The sequence below is a fragment of the Pseudoalteromonas sp. L23 genome (genome assembly GCF_021728455.1).
Taxonomy (GTDB): Bacteria; Pseudomonadota; Gammaproteobacteria; order Enterobacterales; family Alteromonadaceae; genus Pseudoalteromonas.
The window spans coordinates 58,469-79,254 of the sequence record NZ_JAKKCW010000016.1; the positions used below are offsets into that span (position 1 = coordinate 58,469).

A 20,786-nucleotide genomic window follows, 5' to 3' on the forward strand; every position below is an offset into this window, starting at 1 on the left:
CCTTCTACTACTTTTTATCGGCAAGCTCCACAAGTTGTGCGTCTTTGGCTTGCCACAAGGCGTTTAATTCGGATTGGAAACGCACTCTAAATTCGGGATCATTCGTGTAGTCGCCGACCAAGTTTGCACTGACCGGCATTACTTCCACCTGAACATCTACTGACTTCACTTTACCAGCGATAAAGTCTGCAAAAGTTGGTACACCACCGGGATAATGGATGGTGACATTCACCACTTTGCTGATTTGCTCACCCATGGCTTGCATCACAAACGCGATGCCTCCCGCTTTTGGTTTAAGCAGGTGTGTGAATGGGCTTTTCTGCTTACTATGCTTGGACTCGGTGTAACGCGTACCCTCAACGAAGTTTACAATACTCACTGGCATTGTTTTAAACTTTTCGCATGCTTTTCGCGTCGTTTCTATGTCCTTACCACGCAATTTAGGGTTTTTCTTTAATTGCGACTTGCTGGTTCTCGTCATAAAAGGAAAATCGAGCGCCCACCAAGCAAGACCTAGCACGGGTACGTAAAGCAGCTCTTTTTTCAAAAAGAAATTCAAAAACGGGATTTTGCCATGAAGCACTCGCTGCAACACTAAGATATCCACCCAACTTTGGTGGTTGGCAATAACCAAGTACCAGTCTTTGCGTTTAAGCTCATCCAATCCGCTAACATTGAGCGTATACGGCGCAATGAGGTTTTGGCTCACTGAATTACACGCGACCCAGTTACTTGCGCACGCTTTAGCAATATAGCTCATGGCTTTTTGCAATGGTGGGATGGGCAGTAGCTTAATCAAGCCACAAATAAAGATCGGTATAAACCAAAATATAGTGTTAACGGCGTACAGCAAGATGCTGATCACTTTACGAATAAACGACATTCATTCCCTCATCGTGTTTTACGGCAGAGCTGTATCATACCTTGAAAATCACACACAATTAAGCCGACCAGTTGGTCGGCTATAATTTATTCCATTTCACTATCTAGAAATCAATCTTCGAAGTAAGTATAACCTTCAAGTCCGGCGTTTAACTCTTGTAAATACTGAGCTTTAATTGACTCTGGCAACGACAACGCCGCGACTTGCTGTGCATAGTTCTCAGATAACACCGCTTTGTCATAATGAACAAAGCGCAGTACATCTTCAACACTGTCGCCCTTGATGGCATTAGTGAGTTTATAACCCTCATCACAAAGCTCAACGTGTACTGAGTCTGTGTCACCAAATAAGTTATGTAAATCACCCAATATTTCTTGATAGGCTCCCACCAAGAACATCGCAACGTGATATTGCTCTCCCGGCACATACTCAGGAATGGGTAAACTTGACTCGATACCCGCGCCCTCAACATAACTGTTGATTTGACCGTCCGAATCACAGGTAATGTCCTGAATAATCGCTCTTTGCGTCAACGGCTGATTGAGCTTGTCGATAGGCATCACCGGAAATAGCTGGTCAATACCCCACACATCCGGCAGTGATTGGAACAACGAGAAGTTCACAAACAGTTTATCTGCCAGCTTTTCATTGAGGTCGTCTAGTACTTCTCGGTGTGCTCTCGCATTCTCATTTAAGCACTCACGCACTTTATGAAGTGTCGTGAAGTATAGCTGTTCAAGCTGCGCCCACTCTTGCATGCTGATCAAACCATGCACGTATTGGTCGTGTGCGTCGCTGAACAAATGCATAGCGTCATGATAAGTTTCTAAAGCCATGCGAGGGGTTAGTTGTGACAACGAATGCCATAACTCTTGCAACACCAATGGGCTGGTATCTAGTGGTTGCACCGGTTCAACTTGATTTGGCGCTTTTTCTACGTCAATCACATCCGTGATCAGCATCGCGTGATGGGCAGTTAATGCTCGGCCAGATTCAGTAATAATATCCGGATGCGGAATGTTATTAAGCTCCGCAATATCATGAAAAGCATGCACCACATTTTTCGCGTATTCCGCCACCGTATAATTCATAGAGCATGAACTACGAGAACCTGAGCCTTCGTAGTCCACTCCGAGGCCACCGCCAACATCAACGATACGCAGCGGAACACCTAGTTGGTATAGCTCAGCATAGTGACGCGCACACTCTTTAAGCGCACGTTGAATATCGCGAATATTGGCAACTTGCGAGCCGATATGGAAGTGTACCAACTGCATTAAGTGCAAACGATTATGCGACTTAAGTAGCTCAACCGCTTGCAGCACTTGGCTAGCAGTAAGACCAAACTTGCCTTTTTCACCACCGGTATTTTGCCACTTGCCCTTACCAACTGAATTAAGACGAATACGAATACCAATCGACGGTTCAATGCCTAAATCGTCGATTTCCTGTAATAAGGTATCCAGTTCAGAGAGCTTTTCAACGACTATGTTTACTTGATGGCCCATCGCTTGACCAATGCAAGCTAAGCGCAAGAACTCACTGTCTTTGTAGCCGTTACAGACAATGGTAATAGGTTGGTGTGCCACACCCAAAATTGCCATCAACTCAGGCTTAGAACCGGCTTCAAGACCAACAAGACCGCTCGGGTGAGCCAATAACTTACTGACAACCGAGCGCTGCTGATTCACTTTTATTGGGTAAACACAGGTGTACTGGCCTTGGTAATCACGTTGAGTTCGTGCGGCAGTAAATGCTTGAGTCAAGGTATCGACACGATGTTTTAAAATGTCGGTAAAACGTACCAAAACCGGCAAAGTTAGCCCCTGCGCTTTAAATTGCTCAGTTAACTCTGAAAGAAGAATTGGTGGCTTAGTGCGATCACCATCAGGAAACGCCACTAACTGGCCCTGTTCATTGATATCAAAATAGCCGTCACTCCAGTGAGTAACGTTATAGATAGAACGTGCTGTTTGCAGACCCCAAGTCATTGCTGCTCTCAATTAATTCTTTATAAAGCTTCATTCTAATACGCGAGGCAAGTCAATGCGACCTAAAGTTGCGTTTTCATTAGCTTACAAACCTTATAAATCGGCCATGGTTGATTAGAACTAATATGAGGCAAAGTACAAAATGTTGACTAAAATTGATTGAGCAAAGGCGCAAGCACTGGCAGAATTGCCTTAATTTTTATCAAGTGTGAACACAATCATGGCAAACTTAGAAGCAAACCGTTGGTTTACAGAAATTAGCGACCGCGATGGCAGCGCTTTTTCACTTAGAGTCAACAAAAAATTAGACGAAATCCAATCACCTTTTCAAAAAGTAGAAATGTTTGAAACGACGGATTTTGGTAACCTGATGATCATTGACGGTTGCACTATGGTGAGCACGCGTGAAAACTTTTTCTATCACGAAATGATGAGTCACCCGGCGCTATTCTCGCACCCAGCACCTACAAATGTTGTGATCATTGGCGGCGGCGACTGTGGCACATTGCGTGAAGTATTAAAGCACCCTGGCGTTGAAAAAGTAACTCAGATTGATATCGACGAAGTTGTGACGCAAATGTCTTTGAAATACTTCCCTGAGCTTTGTGAGTCTAATAACGATCCTCGCGCAACTGTAATGTTTGATGATGGCATCAAATTTATGCGTGAAGCCGAAGCAGAGTCTATCGACGTTATCATCGTTGATGGCACCGATCCTGTAGGCCCTGGTGAAGGTTTATTCAACCACGCATTCTACAAGAGCTGTTTAGCAGCGCTTCGCACTGGTGGTATCATGATCCAGCAAAGTGAATCACCACTGATGCACATGCCGTTGCTACTAGAAATGCGCGATGCAATGTTGGAAGTAGGCTTTGTTGATCTGCAAACCCTGCCTTTCCCACAGCCGATCTACCCAAGCGGTCTGTGGTCAGCAACGATGGCGCGTAAAGATGAAAAGTTTGCCGGATTCCGCGAGCAAGATGTTGATAACGCAACATTTGATACTGAGTACTACAACACAGGTATTCATAAAGGAGCATTAGCAACACCTAACTTTATGAAGCGTGCTTTCGAAAAGTAGACCGAATCAAAACATAAACTTAATTGTTAAAGTGTAGTAGCTCATATCTGCTCCTACAGCCTTGATGGTTCGGTTAATATTTCACCTGACCTGAAGTTATGAGCGAACAACAGACGTTCGCTCTAGCTCGTTTTTGGACAAAAACGTTTTCGGTCGCCGGCTGTATTAGATGACTTTCGCATAAAAATTTCTATGGGCTAGCGCCGCCAGCACGCGCGGCTTTGTAGTGAAGGTGAAGCCGCAACAGAAAAGCCGTCGCTGTGCCTGACCTTGTTATGACTACTTCGCTCGCTTGATGACACATGTTCCAGACCTAACAACGACATTGGTAGCTCGTTTTGCCATAACTGCTCAAATATATCTTTTTGCAAAGGCAACAACTTTAGAGCGCCTTGCCCAGAGATGAGCCAATAATTACTCCAAAACTCATGATAAGAGCTGCCGCAACAAATGCCGCTAACACAATCAGGCCCGTTTTCTGGGCTTTTGGTACTGAGCTCCACCAATTTTTAATTTCATTAATCATAAATCTTCCTTAAAACAACCGCACGCGAAGTTACTTAGCCTTAACATTTTAGTATTTATGCGACACGCAGTTTGTGTTGCATAATCACTTGTTGGACTGAGCCGCTACCTGCTCGGTGTGACAGAGTTGGTGTTGTTTATGCTATAGCTTACTTAGAAAAAATAGGCTTTTTGGAGGCTCTCACTTTCCTAGCTAGTGTTATGTAAGCTTTCCCTGCATTGCTCAGCGCTTATTATGTATTCATTACACCTAAATTTGCCTTAATAAGCAATTATATTTTTTACTCGTACAGAGGCAGCTAGCCTGAACAATTAAGCAGGTTAACTAATTGATTTTGAGCAGCTATCGAGCTGCTAACTCGTTCGGTCTACTTTGGTCGTTGTTGCATCTAACTTGAATGCGCCAATTAGCCGCAAGATACCTGCTCGACAATGCTGCAAGGCCAATGCTGTATCAGCGTCACGTTTTCTGTCTTCGCCTTCTCAACTTCACCTGTGTGTGATTCTTGTGACTTTATTAATGCTAACTTTCGCTTGCGACATGCATTAGCTACTCATTTACTACAAAGTGGTGCAGATATTAGAACCGTGCAAGCTCAACTTGGTCATTCCGATGTGAAGACAACGCAAATATATACTCATGTTTTACAGCAAGGCGCAAACGGTGTTGTTAGCCCTTTGAGCAAAATTTTCTAGCTTGTTTTGGTGTAAATCGCTGAGGTGTAAATCGCTGACACCCACCACTAATTTGCACCTTCCAAATATACCGCCTACGCTTTAATTCTGCACTCAAAGGATTGAGGAAACCAAACTATGGCAACTGCCCGTAAAAGACAAATCAGTTTAACCGACACCAAATACTACCACTGTATCTCCCGTTGCGTAAGGCGTGCGTTTCTGTGCGGTGAAGATAAATTTACCGGAAAATCATACGAACACCGTCGTGATTGGGCTGAAGAAAAGCTATTGATGTTGGGGTCTGTGTTTTGTATTGATGTCTGTGCTTATGCGGTGATGAGTAATCACACTCACATTGTTTTATATGTTGATGATAAAAAAGCTAAGCGCCTGTCGGATAAAGCGATTGTAATACGGTGGCACAAGTTGTTTAAGGGCAATTGGATAAGCCAAAAGTTTACTGAAGGTGAGCCACTCAATGAGTCGGAGCAGTTGATACTCAATGAGCATGTCGCCAAATACAGAGAAAGGCTCGCAGACATTAGCTGGTTTATGCGAGTACTCAACGAAGATATCGCCCGCCGAGCAAATAAAGAAGATAATTGCGCAGGTCGATTTTGGGAAGGAAGATTTAAATCCCAAGCATTACTGGATGAAGCCGCACTGGCTGCTTGTCTCGCTTACGTAGACTTAAACCCCATTAGAGCCAAAATCGCCGCAACGCCTGAAACCTCAGACCACACCAGCATCAAAAAGCGCATCGACCACGCTAAACGGGGTAATCAACCAAAAAGTCTACTACGTTTTGCTGGCAGCCCACGAAAACGTATGCCTAAAGGCCTGCCTTTTGAGCTCAAGTCTTATATCGAATTGGTTGAACTCACAGGCCAATGTATTCGCGCCGACAAACGAGGCTATATTTTTGAGTCACAACCCATACTCACTCGACTCAATATAGAGCCTGAGAACTGGATAAAACTCACTACGCAGTTTTCTCGGGTATTTCACGGTGCCGTTGGTCGAGAGCGAACAATAACCGCTTACTGCGAAACACTGCAAAAACGACGACGGACAAACCTAACAAACTGCGAGCGCTTGTTGGCTTAGCAAAACTCACATTCTCAATTCTAGAATTTCTTACTGTTGTATTTGCAGCGCGTTGTCGTGCGCGATAACCCAGTTTTAGTGTAGAGATACGCTTGAGCGCTAAAAAATAACCTATCGATAAACGTTTTTGACCAAAATTATTGGAGTGTTTACATGCTTTTTTACTTCACTTCCTCAACTTTGATGTTAATAGTGATGGGTGTCGCTTATTTTCCTAATGATAAGCGTCACCCAGCTTCAATGGGCGATAACGAGGTTGTCGAATATCTCGACTACCTTGTACTTAAACGTAATGTGTCGCCTAAAACACAAGCGACAGCGTTAAATGCATTATCTTTTCTGTATAAGCAAATAATTAAACAGGATTTGTGTCCTAATCTTGTAAATCGCTGACACCCAACACTAACTTGCAATGGAAGTGCTTTCATACTTTTTTACTTCATCTCCTCAGCTGTGGTGTTAATAGCGATAGGTGTCACTTGTTTTTCTTGTTTTCATCACTACAACACAAGTATTCATAAGGGGGCATTAACGACACCTAACTTTATGAAGCGTGCTTTCGAAAAGTAACGCACTGCCGAGGAGCATATTTTGCTCCTCAGTAATTTTATTTCCTTGCTCCGCAAAGCTATATTTATCTTCTAATTTAAAAAGGAGATTTAATATGCAGATAGGACTAAGAACATTCATACTTTCGTTTGCCTTGATCACGCCAGCCGCTCACAGCAAACCTCAAGTGGAAAGCCCAGCGCCAACCAAAGAAGAGCTCATATTCAATTCAGGCCATATAACTTCAGTGGATCAGATGAGCCCTAATCACGCCAAAATCACATATAAATTAGCAAAGCAACTCATCGCCAATCCAAACATTTCTAAAACTGAGGAACTGATTAGGCTCTCTGAAAAAGTCTCATTGACTGAGAAAAAGATAGCAGAAGAATCCATCAAGATATGTCAAGACCTCATCGACTATGACATTTCCGATACGCGCGCTGCAGTTTATGCGTTTTTCTCCAAATTCGAACGCTTAGAAACGTTTAAAAGTCGTATGTATATCGAAGCATTGCAAGGGGAGAGCAAAGCCGTTCTTAATATGGTAGAAAACTCCCACCACAAAGAGTTTGTTATATTAACTCCCGAAGTAATCTTAGATGATTCACCCACGTCATGGTTGCTTGACCATAAGAACTTTTGCCGTAGCAAAATTATAACGATGAAACAAAACCTAACAACGCATTGATAAAGGGCTTAATTGCCCTTTATTTTTTCTAAAAACAACCGTTTTTGTTCTGGGGTTGCTTGTTGCCACCAATAGTCCAACATGCCAACCACATCTGGGTGTGCTGACTTAGGCACCGCTGGCGTTACGGCTCTTGTGGCAGTGCTTGGCGTTGAATAACGTGGTGCAGTGGGTGTTGATGGCTCACTTGCTATCGCTGTCGCTACTCTTGGTCTTTCTTGCGTCACCACCAATGTTGTCGCTAACGATTCATTGGGTGCTTGCAACATAATCAACGGCTGATCTGCAAATGCCTTTGCCGCAACCACATTGTCAGGTCGGTTAAATTCAACCTCATACTCGCCGTCTTGATCGATACTTACTTTTGCCCAAAATGGCTTCGACTCTATGGTTTCGTGGTCGTCATAGCCCACTTCATACAAATCGGTATAACGCATTTTGACCGCATACTCCCCTTTTGCTAAGTCCAGCTCTCGTACTTTGGAGAAGAATGAGTGTTCAATGGTTTTATCATCAACTTGCAAGGGAATAATTTCTTCAGGAAAACTTAGCAACGCAGCCTGTGAAAGCGGTGACAACAGTAAAACAGCGGTCGCAAGCGTATATTTTAAGCGCATCTATTCACTCCTTCGTGAAAACCAAATCATTATACCTTGATGAGATTACTGCATACCTGCGTATATCTCTACCCTTTTAATTGGTGCGCTTTAGAATAACGCATCAAATCTATTGAGTCTCTTTGAGAGTTAGCTATGCTAGAGCAATTCAATATGGCAGATAAGGAAGGACCATGAGTTCAGAAACTATTTTTACCAAAATTATTAATCGAGAGATCCCAGCAGACATCATTTACGAAGATGAACAAGCACTCGCGTTTAGAGACATTAATCCACAAGCGCCATTTCACGTCTTAGTTATTCCTAAAACAGCAATTGCGACCATCAATGACGTGACGGAAGAAAATGCTCACCTTGTTGGTCATTTATATGTTGTTGCCGCCAAATTAGCGAAAGAGCACGGCTTTGCGGAAGATGGATATCGCGTGGTGATGAACTGTAATGATCACGGTGGTCAAACCGTATATCACCTTCATCTACATGTATTAGCTGGAAAAGAAATGGGCTGGCCGCCTTATCAAAATACGAAAAAAGTACCAGTTTAGATTATTCTCTGTTAAGCAATGTAAATAAGTAAGTTATTAACAGCAATTGTTAAAAACTTACTTATTTCAACAAATTACATTTAAATACATATTCTGTACATAATTTCGATTTATTATTTCACTTTGTTATATAGCGGATTTCTCTATCTTGTACTAAAAATTCTAATACAAAAGGTCTGAATCCCATGTTAGCATTGAGAAATCGGAAAAATTAGAGTGTGTCCAAAAATGAGCAGTAGTGCTTTTTTGTTATTAGATAAAGAACCGGTTAACACCATTGGTATCAATGTGTTACAACCTTTGTTAAAAACCCAAGGGTTGGATGTTACTATCGGAACTGATATCTCAGATGTGCCTGAAGGCACTCGATTACTTTTCATCGAAACCGCAGTGAACGATTCTTGGGGTCAATTAAAAGAACAACTAGTCAACCTCAAAGTTAAATGCGATATCGTGCTATTCAACTTAGATGAAAACCCGGAGCTTGCCAATCGTGCGCTGCTAAGCGGTATTCGTGGTGTATTTTACACGACAGACAACGCCGACGTGCTAATGAAAGGGATCCGTTTGTTGCTTGAAGATCAACTTTGGTATCGCCGTGACGTGATGTGTAATGTGTTAAATCGCATGTTGCAATTCAATAAGGATGCATTACATAAACTAACCGAAGGTGATATCGAACCTGTTAAGCTCACTAAGCGAGAAAAAGCAATTATCGCGCTAATGAGTAAAGGCGCGAAAAACAAAGAGATCGCTGAAGAGCTAAATATCAGTCCACATACGGTGAAAACGCATCTGTACAGTGCATTTCGTAAGACCAAATGTCGTAACCGTATCGAACTCCTTTCATGGGCTCAGCAGAATATTCCTGACGAAATTCGCTAAGCTTCATATGTCTTTAACCTGCTGACGCAAGTCGGCGGGGGAAGACAGCGCTGACATCGTGATATCGAAGCTTCTGTTTCATACGGGCTTTACTGCCTCAACGAATACCTCTATGCTAAGTTTTTTCGCAACAAAAAGCAGTTTTAGGTAAATGCTCGACCCAAAAACCCTCTACCTAACCAGCCTCGTCATGACGGCAATGATGGCACTCCTTACCTTTTTAACGTGGCGAGCGAATAAAAGCACTCCCGGAACGCTGCTCTATATTTTTTACCCTCTGGTTTTGCTTTGTGCGATTTCTTCCTTTGCACTACACGGCTATTTTGACAATTGGGAAACTATCCCCATTGCTAATACCTTGCTATTCACGGCCTCCATCATCCACTGTATGGCGATAAGGCAGTTTTTAGGGGTTAAAGGCCCATCCTTTAAAGTGTTTCTCGGCGTTACAGCAGGGCTTTTCATCTTGTTGATGTACAGCAGTATTTTCTCTCCTAGCCTGAGAGACAGAATCCTTATCTCAGACTTACAACACTTAGCTGAAGCGACACTCCTGCTCTATTTCTTTATCCGCTTTGCACGAAATAAATACCCTAACGGCAGCATAGTCTATATCACCATTCTACTTATTATATTGGTGATATTTACCGGCAGAACCCTATTAATGGGAGAAGTGACGCATTTCACGCTTTTCAAAGAGAACTGGTTTACCATCACTATTTTCTTCAATGGCGTCCTTGCTCCTATTTTTTATGCCACCGGCATGGCGCTGTTATGTAACGAGCAAAGAGAACAAAACCTTAATAAACTTGCATTAAAGGCACAACAAGACCTTGAGCTGCGCGGTATGTTTTTATCAACGATCAGTCATGAGATACGAACTCCGCTTAACGGTATCTTGGGCAGCGCCCAACTTGTACTGGGACGCACCAGAGATAGTCGCAACAAGGCCTACTGTGAGGCTATCGTAAACTCTGCAGAGTCGCTAAATTTACTGATTGATAAAGTACTAGACTACGCCAGTTTGGAGCAAAGTGATGAAGCCTTGTACGAAGAGGATGTTGAGCTTAGAAGTTGGCTACAAAACCTTTGCTTATTGCTAAGCCCGCTTGCAGAGCAAAAGAGACTACACTTTGAACTGGTGTACGAACTGCCCGATCAGGTGTGCTATTACTTTGACCAACAAAAGCTGAGGCAAATTCTTATTAACCTCGTTGGTAATGCCATTAAGTTCACTGATAAAGGGGAAGTAAAGCTCAAAGTTGAGATTTTAAAAGACCAACAAATTGAGCATAAAGTGCGTTTTAGCATTACGGACTCGGGGCCAGGTATTGATAGTGAAGATATTAATAAACTGACCGAGCCATACGTACAAAGTAGTGCAGGTAAAGTTAAGGGTGGCACAGGCCTTGGTCTTGCCATTACCAGTCGCCTACTCAACCGTTTGAATTCACAACTAGATATCCAAAGTGAGCTTAACAAAGGCAGTACATTCAGTTTTGATTTACTACTAAACATTGGTGAACTGAGCTTAGTAGAGCAGCGCCCGCAGCACGATAACTGTATCACCGGTCTGAAAGTACTGTTGGTAGAAGACCTGGATCTCAACCAAAAAATCGCTATTGAGTTTATGGCAGAAGATGAGCATAAGGTTAAATTGGCAACCAATGGTAAAAGCGCCATCGAGATGCTAATACAGCACCATTTCGATGTGGTGTTGTTAGACATGAACTTACCCGATCTTTCCGGGCAAGAAGTATTAAAGCAGCTACAAAATTGTGAGCATAAAAACAAACGAACCCCTTTCCTAGCCTTTACCGCAAGCCTCAGCCCTGATGAGGTTAAAGAATACTTAGCACTCGGCATTCGCGATATTGTTGGCAAACCGATAAAGCAAGAAAAATTACGCCAAGCGCTTAGCGAGTCTCAGTCTCCCAAAAAAGCCAATGTCAGCGTCGAGTTGCCCGATATCCTATACGATGAAACGGCTGTAAATGCCCTAAAGTCTGGATTTAGTGAAGATGAAGTCTCTTCGATTTACAACGAGTTTGTGTTGTCGGCTCGTAATAAACTCATCCATATTCAGCAGCTATTAGAGCAAGACGAAGATCAATGTATTAGACAGCTTCATCGTCAAGCCAGCACCGCGTTACAACTCGGGTTTAACCGCTATGGTTCAAATTTGAAAAAAGCAGAGCGCCGCTTATTGGATGGCAAATCCTGCCATGATGAACTCACAGAAGCCATGACGCTATGGCAAGACAGTCTCGCTGCATATCTCCACTTTGTTCGTAAAGAGGCGATAGGTTAAGCGTCATTAAACGCATGTTGTTCGACATCATAATAAAACTTGTTCATGCTTAGTAAGCATATACATTAACGCTAATTTAACCGAGGCAAACTGCTCGCCTTGGGCAATAACTATAAAATTAAGGGAACATCTATGTCATTTTTTAAATCACCATTAGCCATTGCTATTGGTGCTGCTGTGATTGGTTTGGCTCAGCCAGCCAGCGCTGATGATGCCGTTACAGCCACGCAAAAAGAAGAGAAGTCAACCAAAGGCTGGGATGTGCTCAACCCACCAGGTGAAAAGCAAACCATCACCATCGATACCAACGAAACCACATGGAGTAACTTAGATGTTAGCCCTGATGGTAAAAGCATCGTCTTTGATATGCTTGGCGACCTTTACATCATGCCAATTGGCGGTGGTAAAGCAACAGCCTTAACATCCGACATGGGCTGGAACATTCAACCTAAGTTTTCGCCTGATGGCAAGCACATCGCATTTATCTCCGATCGCGCAGGTGGCGATAACCTGTGGGTGATGGACGTAGATGGCAAAAACCTGCGTCAGGTATCAAAAGAAGTGAATAATATTGTTCACAACCCTGCATGGTCGCCTGATGGTCAATACATTGCAGTTAAGCAAGGTCAAGTAACGGGGCGTACCATTCCAGGTGGCTCTATTCGTATGTATCACATCAGCGGCGGTAAAGGCGTGTTGGTTCGCGAGCGTCTACATGGTGCAAAATCGCAAAAGAACGTTGCAGAGCCCGCTTTTTCTCACGATGGCAAGAAAATCTATTACTCAGTTGATGCGACCTCTGGCGTGCGCTGGGAATATAACAAAAACTCGCTCGACGCTGTATTCGAAATTCGTAGTTGGGATTTAGCAACCGGTGAAGAAGAGACAGTGATCCGTGGTGCTGGCGGTGCTATTCGTCCAACCGTCAGTCCTGATGGTAAATCTATTGCGTTTGTTAAACGCGAAGATAACGGCAACGAAATGATCGGTTCCTTATATATTAAAGATTTACACTCTGGCGTCGAAACTCGTGTTTATGCCGGCCTTGATCGCGATTTACAAGAAGCCAATGGCGCACATGGTAACACACCTTCTTTTGCTTACACGCCGGATGGTAAATCCCTCGTTTTTTGGGCGAAAGGGGTATTCAACCGCGTCAATATCGCATCGCACGAGGTCAACGTCATCCCTACTCGCGTTGTCGCTGAAAAACAAATCACACCGGCGCTACGCTTTGCGGTAGATGTCGCGCCTGACACTTTTAAAGTCAAACTTGCACGCTGGTCTCAAATTTCTCCTGATGGTGAAACTGCACTATTCCAAGCGCTTGGCTACCTTTACGTAAAAGACATTGCGTCAGGCAAAGTAAAACGCCTCACTAAGCAAACCGACCACTTTGAGTTCTACCCAAGCTACTCTCGCGATGGCAAGTCTATCGTTTACACAACTTGGAGTGATAAAGACTTAGGCGCAATACGTGTTGTGTCTGCAAACGGTGGTAAAGGTAAAGTGATCACCCAAGAACCTGGTCACTATATCTCACCTAGCTTTTCACCAAATGGCAAAAACGTGCTATTTAAAAAGGTAACTGGTGGCTACTTGCTAAGCGGTGACTGGTCAATGCATCCAGGGATTTATCTAGTTAATGCCAACGGCGGTGAAGCAAAACGCATCATTAAACGCGGCGACAATCCGCACTTTGGAGCCGACTCTGAGCGCATTTACTTCTCCACCATGAGTGATGAAACACATCGCGAACTAAAAAGTGTTAACCTCAATGGTCAAGAAGAACGTAGCCACTTCAAAGGTGATTACGTCTTTGACTTTAAGGTCTCTCCAAATGGCCAATATGTTGCATTTATCGAGCATTTCAATACGTTTGTTGCACCTTTTACCAGTACAGGTAAAACCTTATCCATTAACAAGGGTGAGAAAGCTTTCCCAGTTAAGCAGGTGTCAAAGTACTCTGGTGATTTCCTAAATTGGAAAGCAGACAGCAGCGCGCTAACTTGGGCATTTGGTCCCACACTTTATCAGCGCAAACTGACTGATACTTTCGCTTTCGTCGATGGTGCATCTGACAACACCGACGAGCTAACCGCTGAAGGTATCGACTTGAGTTTTGAGCAAAAAGCAGATAAGCCTGAAGGTATGATTGCGTTAGTCGGCGGTAAAGTAGTGACTATGCGTAACGCTGAGAACGAACAAGAAATCATCGACAATGGTGTGATCCTAATCAAAGAGAATCGCATCGTTGCAGTCGGTAAGCAAGGTGAGCTAGACGTTCCTAGCACAGCTAAAGTAATAGATATTAGCGGTAAAACCGTGATCCCAGGCCTTATCGATGCCCACGCACATGGCAGTTACGGTAGCTATAACCTACAGCCACAGCAAAACTGGAATCAGTATTCTAATCTTAGCTTTGGTGTAACGACTATCCATGATCCATCAAATAACTCTGCCGAGGTATTTTCTATGGCAGAACTACAAAGAACGGGTTTAACGGTCGCGCCACGTACCTATTCTGTTGGACGTATTTTATATGCTGGCCACGCGCCGGGTTATAAAACACCAATCAGTAACCTTGAAGACGCAGAGTTCCACGTTAAACGCCTAAAAGACGCTGGCGCTATTTCAGTGAAGAGTTACAACCACCCTCGCCGTGAGACACGTCAGCAAGTATTGGAAGCGGCGAAGAACATGGAAATCATGGTTGTGCCTGAAGGTGGTTCAAAATTCCAACACAACATGAACATGATAGTCGATGGTCATACCGGTGTTGAACATGCCCTACCTATCCCGAATATTTACTCTGATATCGAACAAATGTGGGGACAAACAAACGTTGGCTTTACGCCAACTTTTGTTGTTGCCTATGGCGGTATCTCTGGCGAAGAATACTGGTATCAACACACTAATGTGTGGGAAAACGAGCGCTTAATGAGCTTCGTTCCGGAGTATGTGGTAAAGCCAAGATCAATTCGTCCAAGCAAAGCACCTGAACGTCACTATAACCATATCAATGTCGCCAAAACCGCAAAACAGCTTCGCGATAAGGGTGTGACTGTACACATTGGTGCTCACGGCCAGCGTGAAGGTCTAGCTGCACATTGGGAATTATGGTCTATGGCACAAGGCGGGTTTACACCTTGGCAGGCGCTTCGCAGCGGTACAATCGACGGTGCAAGATATCTAGGTATGGACCGTGACCTTGGTACGATTGAACAAGGAAAACTCGCCGATCTTGCCATCATAGATGGTGATGTGCTGTCTAACATCCGTGATTCAGAGAAAGTTGCCTACACCGTGATCAATGGCCGTATTTACGATGCGGCCACCATGAATGAAATCGGCAACTATGACAATAAACGTCAGCCTTTCTTCTTTGAAAATGGCGCACAAACCCAAATGCATCCAGCAACTGCTGAGTATATGGAAGAAAAGGCCCATACCTATCATTGGAAACACTAATACGTAGCACGATTGAAGCGTGAAACGTTAAGTTTACAAGCCCGGCTATCTAGATAGCCGGGTTTTTTATTTTTTGTCTAGATCTTAATCAATACTGTTCTATGCTGTTATAGGTACTTCCATAGCAACAAGGAATTAGGTTATGTCTGGGTTTTCGCAATTTTTTAACTCTCTTAATTTAACTAAAAAGCTGATTTTTGCATTTCTAATCGTCGCGCTCGTGCCGTTGATAGTAATTATTTCCATCGCACTTAATACCGCATCGAATGCCATGACAGCGCAAGTATATTCACAACTTGGTGCCGTTAGTGAGATCAAAAAAAGCGCGGTTAATCGTTACTTTAAGACCGTTGAGGATAAACTCGATGCCTTTACGGCAAACCCATTACTTCCTGTGATTGCACAAGAGTTTATTACCAGCTTTCCTAGCGCTCAGGCCGATATTAACTATGCCAAATTATCTCGATTTTATGATGAAGTGTTCGTACCTAAATTCAATCAAGAAAACCCCGAAGATACGAGCACAGCAAGGCTAATTGGTAACATTTCAGAGTCTGGGCTTGCGCTGCAAGCACGTTACTTAGCAAGCAACCCCTACCCAGTTGGTGAAAAATACAAATTTATTGAAACCGGTCACTTAGATAGTTATGACCTTGCTCACCGCAGTTACCATCCATATATGCTTAACATCGCCGACATTTATGAGTTTTACGATATCTTTATCATTGACCCAAGTAATGGAAATATTGTCTATTCTGTATTTAAAGAGGTTGATTTTGCTACGTCACTAGAAACAGGTCCTTATGCCAATAGTAATCTAGCTTCTCTTTATCAAGAACTGAAGGACTCAACGGATCCAACAATCAGCGCTTTCGCAGACTACAAACAATACCTCCCCTCCTATAATGCACCCGCTAGTTTTATTGCCAAACCTATCGTGGTGAATGGCCAAACCGTTGCAATTGTAGCTGCACAGCTATCTATTGATGCCATCAATGCCATTATGACCGAGCGAGAAGGCTTGGGAGAAAGTGGTGAAACCTACCTAGTTGGCCCTGAGGGCCTGATGCGTTCAGACTCATTCTTAGATCCACAACATCATTCCGTGGTGAATTCATTTCGATACCCTGAACGCGGCAAGGTAGCCACCCTTGCAGTCTCTCAAGCATTAAATAATCAATCTGGACAACAGGTTATTGAAGACTACAACGGCGAAGCCGTGTTATCTGCCTATACACCAGTGGAAGTCTTTAATACGCGCTGGGCACTGCTTGCCGAAATTGACGAAGCGGAAGCGTTTGCTTCTATCACCTCACTATCTCAATACCTGATGATTATTTTAGCGGTCACTATAGTATTAGTACTGATCGTCGCCTACTGGTTCTCAAAAACGCTTACCAAACCTGTTCACGAGTTGGTAGAAACCATGAAATCAGTTGAACAGGAAGGTAACTTTTCATTGCGAGCGCCCATTCGTAGCCATGATGAAATAGGCAATAGTGCACAGGCATTTAATTCTCTACTGGATGCCCTACAGCTTTCTATCACAGAGGCTAATCGCGTCATGAATCAAATGGCCTCGGGCAAGTTTGACGACCGCATCAAAGTACCGTGTCGGGGCGAGCTTGAAACCCTAAAAGAAGCCACTAACCATTGTGCTAATACGTTAAGCCGAGCGATTTCTGAGCTGAATGAAATTTCGATTGATATGGCTAATGGTCGCTTCGATACCAAACTTAATGCCCCCATGTCTGGCGATTTAGACAAGCTCAAAAATAATATTAACGATTCTTTGGCATCGATTAATTCGACTATGAACGGTATTGTTCATGTGATGACCAATATTGAGCAAGGTAACTTTAAGGAACAAGTCACCGTGCCCGCTAAAGGAAAATTAGCGCAACTTAAAGATTCGGTAAATAATTCCGTACGCAGCCTTAGCAGTGCGATTGACGGTATCAGCACGATTATGTCTGCACTACGCCAAGGCGACTTTTCTGCGCAACTCGATGCCCCTCTCGCAGGCCAATTAGATACCTTAAAACAAGATATCAACTCCAGCATGGCAAACCTAGACAAAGTAATGAAAGAAATAGGCACTGTGATGGCTGGCGTCAGCAACGGCGACTTTAAACAACAAGTGGATGTGGTAGCAACGGGCCAACTCGCGCAACTTAAAGATAATATCAATGCTTCTGTGACCGCCGTTGATGTTGCTATCTCGGAAATTTCTACGGTGATGATGGCTATTAGCCATGGTCGATTTGACCGAACCATTCAATCTGCGATGTCTGGCCAGCTTGATAATCTCAAAGGTGATATCAACCGTTCAGTCGAGAACCTCAATCAGGTCATCGAAGAACTCGGCAGCGTAATGGGCGCAATGTCCGAAGGAGACTTTAGTCAAAAAATAGAGTTGCCACTACAAGGTCAACTGCAACAACTTAAAGAGAATGTAAATGAATCGACCTTACAAGTATCCGACGCTATCTCCGAAGTGAGCAGCGTGTTGGCCAACGTTGCTCAGGGTAACTTAAGTAATCAAGTAAATGGTGAATATTTTGGCGTGTTTAAGTCTTTGCAAAATGACACCAATACCACAATTAAAAAACTCACCAGTGTAATCGAAGGGATCCAAGCCGCTGCAAATTATGTTGCTCAAAGTGCCGGAGAAATAGCGGCGAGTAACACTGAAATCAGCCAACGCACAGAAGAGCAAGCTGCAAACTTAGAAGAAGCCAGTGCCAGCACCGGCAATATGTTAGATGAACTCACTAAAGTTTCAAACCAATCTGGTGATGCCGTAGGACTGGCAACAAACGCAGAAAACATAGCCAAAGAAGGAGGCAGTTTATCTGCCCAAACCGTAGCCGCAATAATTGAGGTGAACAAAGCCAGTAAAGACATTAATGAGATTGTATCGGTGATTGATGGACTTGCGTTTCAAACCAACCTGCTGGCACTCAATGCTGCCGTTGAAGCGGCACGAGCGGGAGAAAATGGCCGTGGCTTTGCAGTCGTTGCAAACGAAGTACGAGAGCTGGCAGGGCGTAGCGCCGCCTCAGCAAAGCAAATCAAAGAAATTATCTCAAACAGTAATCAGAAGGTAGAGCAAGGGACTGAACTTGCCAATAGTTCCGGTGAAAAGCTGCAACAAATCGTTGGCGCCGTGAGTGATGTAAATAACAACATCATTAAAATCAATGAGTCGACTTCAATGCAGCAGCAAGCCATTAAAGAAGTGGATTTGGTGGTGCAAAGGCTGACAGATCTTATTCAAGAAAACTCTGCAATTACCGAAGAAACGATGGCAGCAGCGAGACAAATGGCTGAGCAAGCCCATGAAATGCGTACCCAGTTGAGCTATTTCCGTTTATCAAAAAATGATTACAGCGCCACAGGTAGAGAAGGTGAATTGCTTGTGCATCGATATAATGCATCTTAGGGCCAGTTGAGTTTCGAGTTAGAGCATGCCCAACTAAGCCTTTTAGTTGGGCATGCTATGCCTGTACCAATGTGTATTATGCCAGCGTAAATTTATCCGCATCGAGGTGGGCTGGAAATTTAGCTTTATACTGCTGCAAATCGCTCAGTTTTAGCTTTACGGTAATAACCTCAGCTTGGTTATCTACTGCCGACACAAGACTATTACCATTGAAATCAACCGCTTTGGTACCGCCATTATGTGCAGTGCCATACCCGTCTTCACCTACGCGATTTACCGCAAGCACAAAGCACTGATTCTCGATTGCGCGAGCAGCCAGTAAAGTATCCCAATGATTTCGGCGTGCCGCTGGCCAGTTTGCAATATTAATCATAACCTCATAATCGGTCTGATTGCGCTGAAATACTGGGAAACGTAAGTCATAGCAGATCTGCGGTAAGAATCTAATGCCTTTTAATTCGAACACTTCACGGTGCTCACCAGCAACCACAAAATCACCCTCATTACCCAAACAGAATAAGTGTCTTTTGTCATAATGAAGTATCTTTCCATCCGGCTGGCACCACACCATACGGTTGGCCTTTTTATCTCCTTGCGGAACCAGTATGCTGCCCGCAACAACAGCTCCAAAGCGCTGAGCACATTGCTGTAAAAACTCGATGGCTGCATCAGCATAGCGCTCAACATCCGGCTCTTTTACGGCGAAGCCGGTAGCAAATGTTTCTGGTAGAAAAATTAAATCGCTTGGTTCGACATTTTCTAGCAAACGTTCAATATGGGTAAAGTTGGCCTCAGGTGAAAGCCACTGGATATCTGTTTGCACAAGGGTAACGGTTAAAGTTGACATAAGCGTTTTGCAGCCTCTTCTAATGTCTGGTTTTCCTTAGCAAAGCACAATCGTATGACCTTGTCTTCAGGTGCTTGTTGGTAAAAAACGCTGAGTGGCACTGCCGCAACCCCAACCTCTTCCACCAGATAGCGACAAAAGGCAACATCATCAAGATCAGAAATTTCACTGTAATCCAAAAGCAAAAAATAAGTCCCTTCACTTGGTAATAGCGTAAATCGGCTTGACGCTAACGCCTTAACCAGTACATCGCGTTTTTGTTGATAAAATCCACTCAGCTCATCAACGTGCTCAGGGTGTTCAGCAAGCATATCAGCCAATGCAAGTTGTGCCGGAGTGAAGCTTGAGAACGTTACATATTGATGGATCTTTCTAAACTCAACAGTCATTTGCTTTGGCGCCACACAGTAGCCCATTTTCCAGCCTGTACTATGAAAGGTTTTACCAAAGCTAGAGATCACAAACGCACGCTCAAACAATGCTGGATCAGTTAATGCGCTCAGATGAGGCAAATCATCAAAGGTAATATGCTCGTATACTTCATCACTGATTAATAACAAGTCATGCTGATTTAGCAGCTGTTTTAGTTGCTCTAAATCTGACGGCTTCAGCGTTTTAGCCGACGGGTTATGCGGTGTATTGATGATAATAGCACGGGTATTTGGGTTGATACTCGCTGCGACTTGTTGCCAATCAATTTGGTAATGCGGCGCAGTCAATGCAATATGCACGGCTTTCCCGCCAGCAAGTTCAATTGCAGGCTCATAAGAGTCGTAAGCCGGATCGAATACAATAACTTCATCCCCTTCAGATACTATTGCCTGAATTGCCACGAAGAGTGCTTCCGTTGCGCCCGAGGTCACCGTGATCTGTTCTTGTCCTGAAACCCTCACCTGATAACGACGTTCAATTAATGCCGCAATTTGTGCTTGCAAGCTCGGTACGCCAGCAGAAGGTGAATACTGATTTTGACCTTCGCCAACGTAGTGGCTCAGTTGTGATTTTAGGTAATCAGGTGCATCAAACTCCGGAAAGCCTTGCGATAAGTTGATCGCACCATGCTCGTTCGCTAATGCCGTCATTTGGCTAAATATACTAATTCCAACCTGAGGTAACTTACTTTTCACTGCAACACTCTCTTTCTTATGGTGCTAATCGTG

Annotated in this window: 15 protein-coding genes and 1 pseudogene; 10 read left to right on the forward strand and 6 right to left on the reverse strand. The window is 43.7% G+C overall.

The features are described 5' to 3' along the window. Positions 1 to 7: 7 nt before the first annotated feature. Both L3V43_RS20160 and speA read right to left on the reverse strand, forming a co-directional pair. Positions 8 to 883, reverse strand: a complete 876-nt coding sequence (locus tag L3V43_RS20160; protein ID WP_010378193.1) for an acyltransferase — start codon at positions 881 to 883, stop codon at positions 8 to 10. Positions 884 to 993: 110 nt separating this feature from the next. Further along, positions 994 to 2,874 (reverse strand): biosynthetic arginine decarboxylase, encoded by a 1,881-nt coding sequence (speA, locus tag L3V43_RS20165; protein ID WP_045964779.1) that lies wholly within the window; start codon positions 2,872 to 2,874, stop codon positions 994 to 996. 220 nt (positions 2,875 to 3,094) lie between these two features. On the opposite strand from speA, the gene speE reads away from it, so the two are divergent. Next, positions 3,095 to 3,955 carry a polyamine aminopropyltransferase gene (gene speE, locus L3V43_RS20170; RefSeq protein WP_102057696.1) on the forward strand — a complete coding sequence of 287 codons (861 nt, stop codon included), beginning with the start codon at positions 3,095 to 3,097 and terminating at the stop codon, positions 3,953 to 3,955. 382 nt (positions 3,956 to 4,337) lie between these two features. On the opposite strand, the gene L3V43_RS20175 is transcribed toward speE, so the two are convergent. Next, a complete protein-coding gene (locus tag L3V43_RS20175) occupies positions 4,338 to 4,481 on the reverse strand; it encodes a hypothetical protein (RefSeq protein WP_158299133.1) in 144 nt (47 codons plus the stop codon). 533 nt (positions 4,482 to 5,014) lie between these two features. Here L3V43_RS20175 and L3V43_RS20180 point away from each other — a divergent pair. The 4 genes and pseudogenes from L3V43_RS20180 to L3V43_RS20195 form a co-directional block, all read left to right on the forward strand. After that, positions 5,015 to 5,176 (forward strand): annotated as a pseudogene (locus tag L3V43_RS20180) (tyrosine-type recombinase/integrase); the annotation flags it as partial. Between the two features lie 117 nt (positions 5,177 to 5,293). Continuing rightward, positions 5,294 to 6,265, forward strand: coding sequence for a transposase (locus L3V43_RS20185; protein WP_102057698.1), 972 nt, complete (start codon positions 5,294 to 5,296; stop codon positions 6,263 to 6,265). 153 nt (positions 6,266 to 6,418) lie between these two features. Beyond that, positions 6,419 to 6,658 carry a phage integrase N-terminal SAM-like domain-containing protein gene (locus L3V43_RS20190; RefSeq protein WP_237117271.1) on the forward strand — a complete coding sequence of 80 codons (240 nt, stop codon included), beginning with the start codon at positions 6,419 to 6,421 and terminating at the stop codon, positions 6,656 to 6,658. A 271-nt stretch (positions 6,659 to 6,929) separates the two neighbouring features. Then, a complete protein-coding gene (locus L3V43_RS20195) occupies positions 6,930 to 7,505 on the forward strand; it encodes a hypothetical protein (protein WP_102057699.1) in 576 nt (191 codons plus the stop codon). 8 nt (positions 7,506 to 7,513) lie between these two features. Here the strand turns inward: L3V43_RS20195 and L3V43_RS20200 are convergent, their stop codons facing one another. Beyond that, the gene (locus L3V43_RS20200; RefSeq protein ID WP_237117272.1) at positions 7,514 to 8,122 is read right to left on the reverse strand and encodes a DUF2057 domain-containing protein; all 609 of its coding nucleotides are present in this window, start codon (positions 8,120 to 8,122) and stop codon (positions 7,514 to 7,516) included. Positions 8,123 to 8,295: 173 nt separating this feature from the next. On the opposite strand from L3V43_RS20200, the gene L3V43_RS20205 reads away from it, so the two are divergent. The 5 genes from L3V43_RS20205 (at position 8,296) to L3V43_RS20225 (ending at position 18,779) form a co-directional block, all read left to right on the forward strand. Next, positions 8,296 to 8,667, forward strand: coding sequence for a histidine triad nucleotide-binding protein (locus L3V43_RS20205; protein ID WP_174170266.1), 372 nt, complete (start codon positions 8,296 to 8,298; stop codon positions 8,665 to 8,667). A 228-nt stretch (positions 8,668 to 8,895) separates the two neighbouring features. Then, a complete protein-coding gene (locus tag L3V43_RS20210) occupies positions 8,896 to 9,552 on the forward strand; it encodes a response regulator transcription factor (RefSeq protein ID WP_010606850.1) in 657 nt (218 codons plus the stop codon). 151 nt (positions 9,553 to 9,703) lie between these two features. Beyond that, complete coding sequence (locus L3V43_RS20215; RefSeq protein ID WP_174170265.1) at positions 9,704 to 11,863, forward strand: ATP-binding protein; 2,160 nt, start codon at positions 9,704 to 9,706, stop codon at positions 11,861 to 11,863. Positions 11,864 to 11,995: 132 nt separating this feature from the next. Continuing rightward, complete coding sequence (locus tag L3V43_RS20220; RefSeq protein ID WP_237117273.1) at positions 11,996 to 15,334, forward strand: amidohydrolase family protein; 3,339 nt, start codon at positions 11,996 to 11,998, stop codon at positions 15,332 to 15,334. Positions 15,335 to 15,476: 142 nt separating this feature from the next. After that, a complete protein-coding gene (locus L3V43_RS20225) occupies positions 15,477 to 18,779 on the forward strand; it encodes a methyl-accepting chemotaxis protein (protein WP_237117274.1) in 3,303 nt (1,100 codons plus the stop codon). Positions 18,780 to 18,855: 76 nt separating this feature from the next. Here the strand turns inward: L3V43_RS20225 and L3V43_RS20230 are convergent, their stop codons facing one another. Both L3V43_RS20230 and L3V43_RS20235 read right to left on the reverse strand, forming a co-directional pair. Continuing rightward, positions 18,856 to 19,626, reverse strand: coding sequence for an amidohydrolase (locus tag L3V43_RS20230; RefSeq protein WP_237117275.1), 771 nt, complete (start codon positions 19,624 to 19,626; stop codon positions 18,856 to 18,858). Beyond that, positions 19,614 to 20,753: a methionine aminotransferase gene (locus L3V43_RS20235; protein ID WP_323054424.1), complete on the reverse strand. Its 1,140-nt coding sequence runs from the start codon at positions 20,751 to 20,753 to the stop codon at positions 19,614 to 19,616. Before L3V43_RS20235 ends, L3V43_RS20230 begins: the two co-directional genes overlap by 13 nt. Positions 20,754 to 20,786 lie beyond the last annotated feature (33 nt).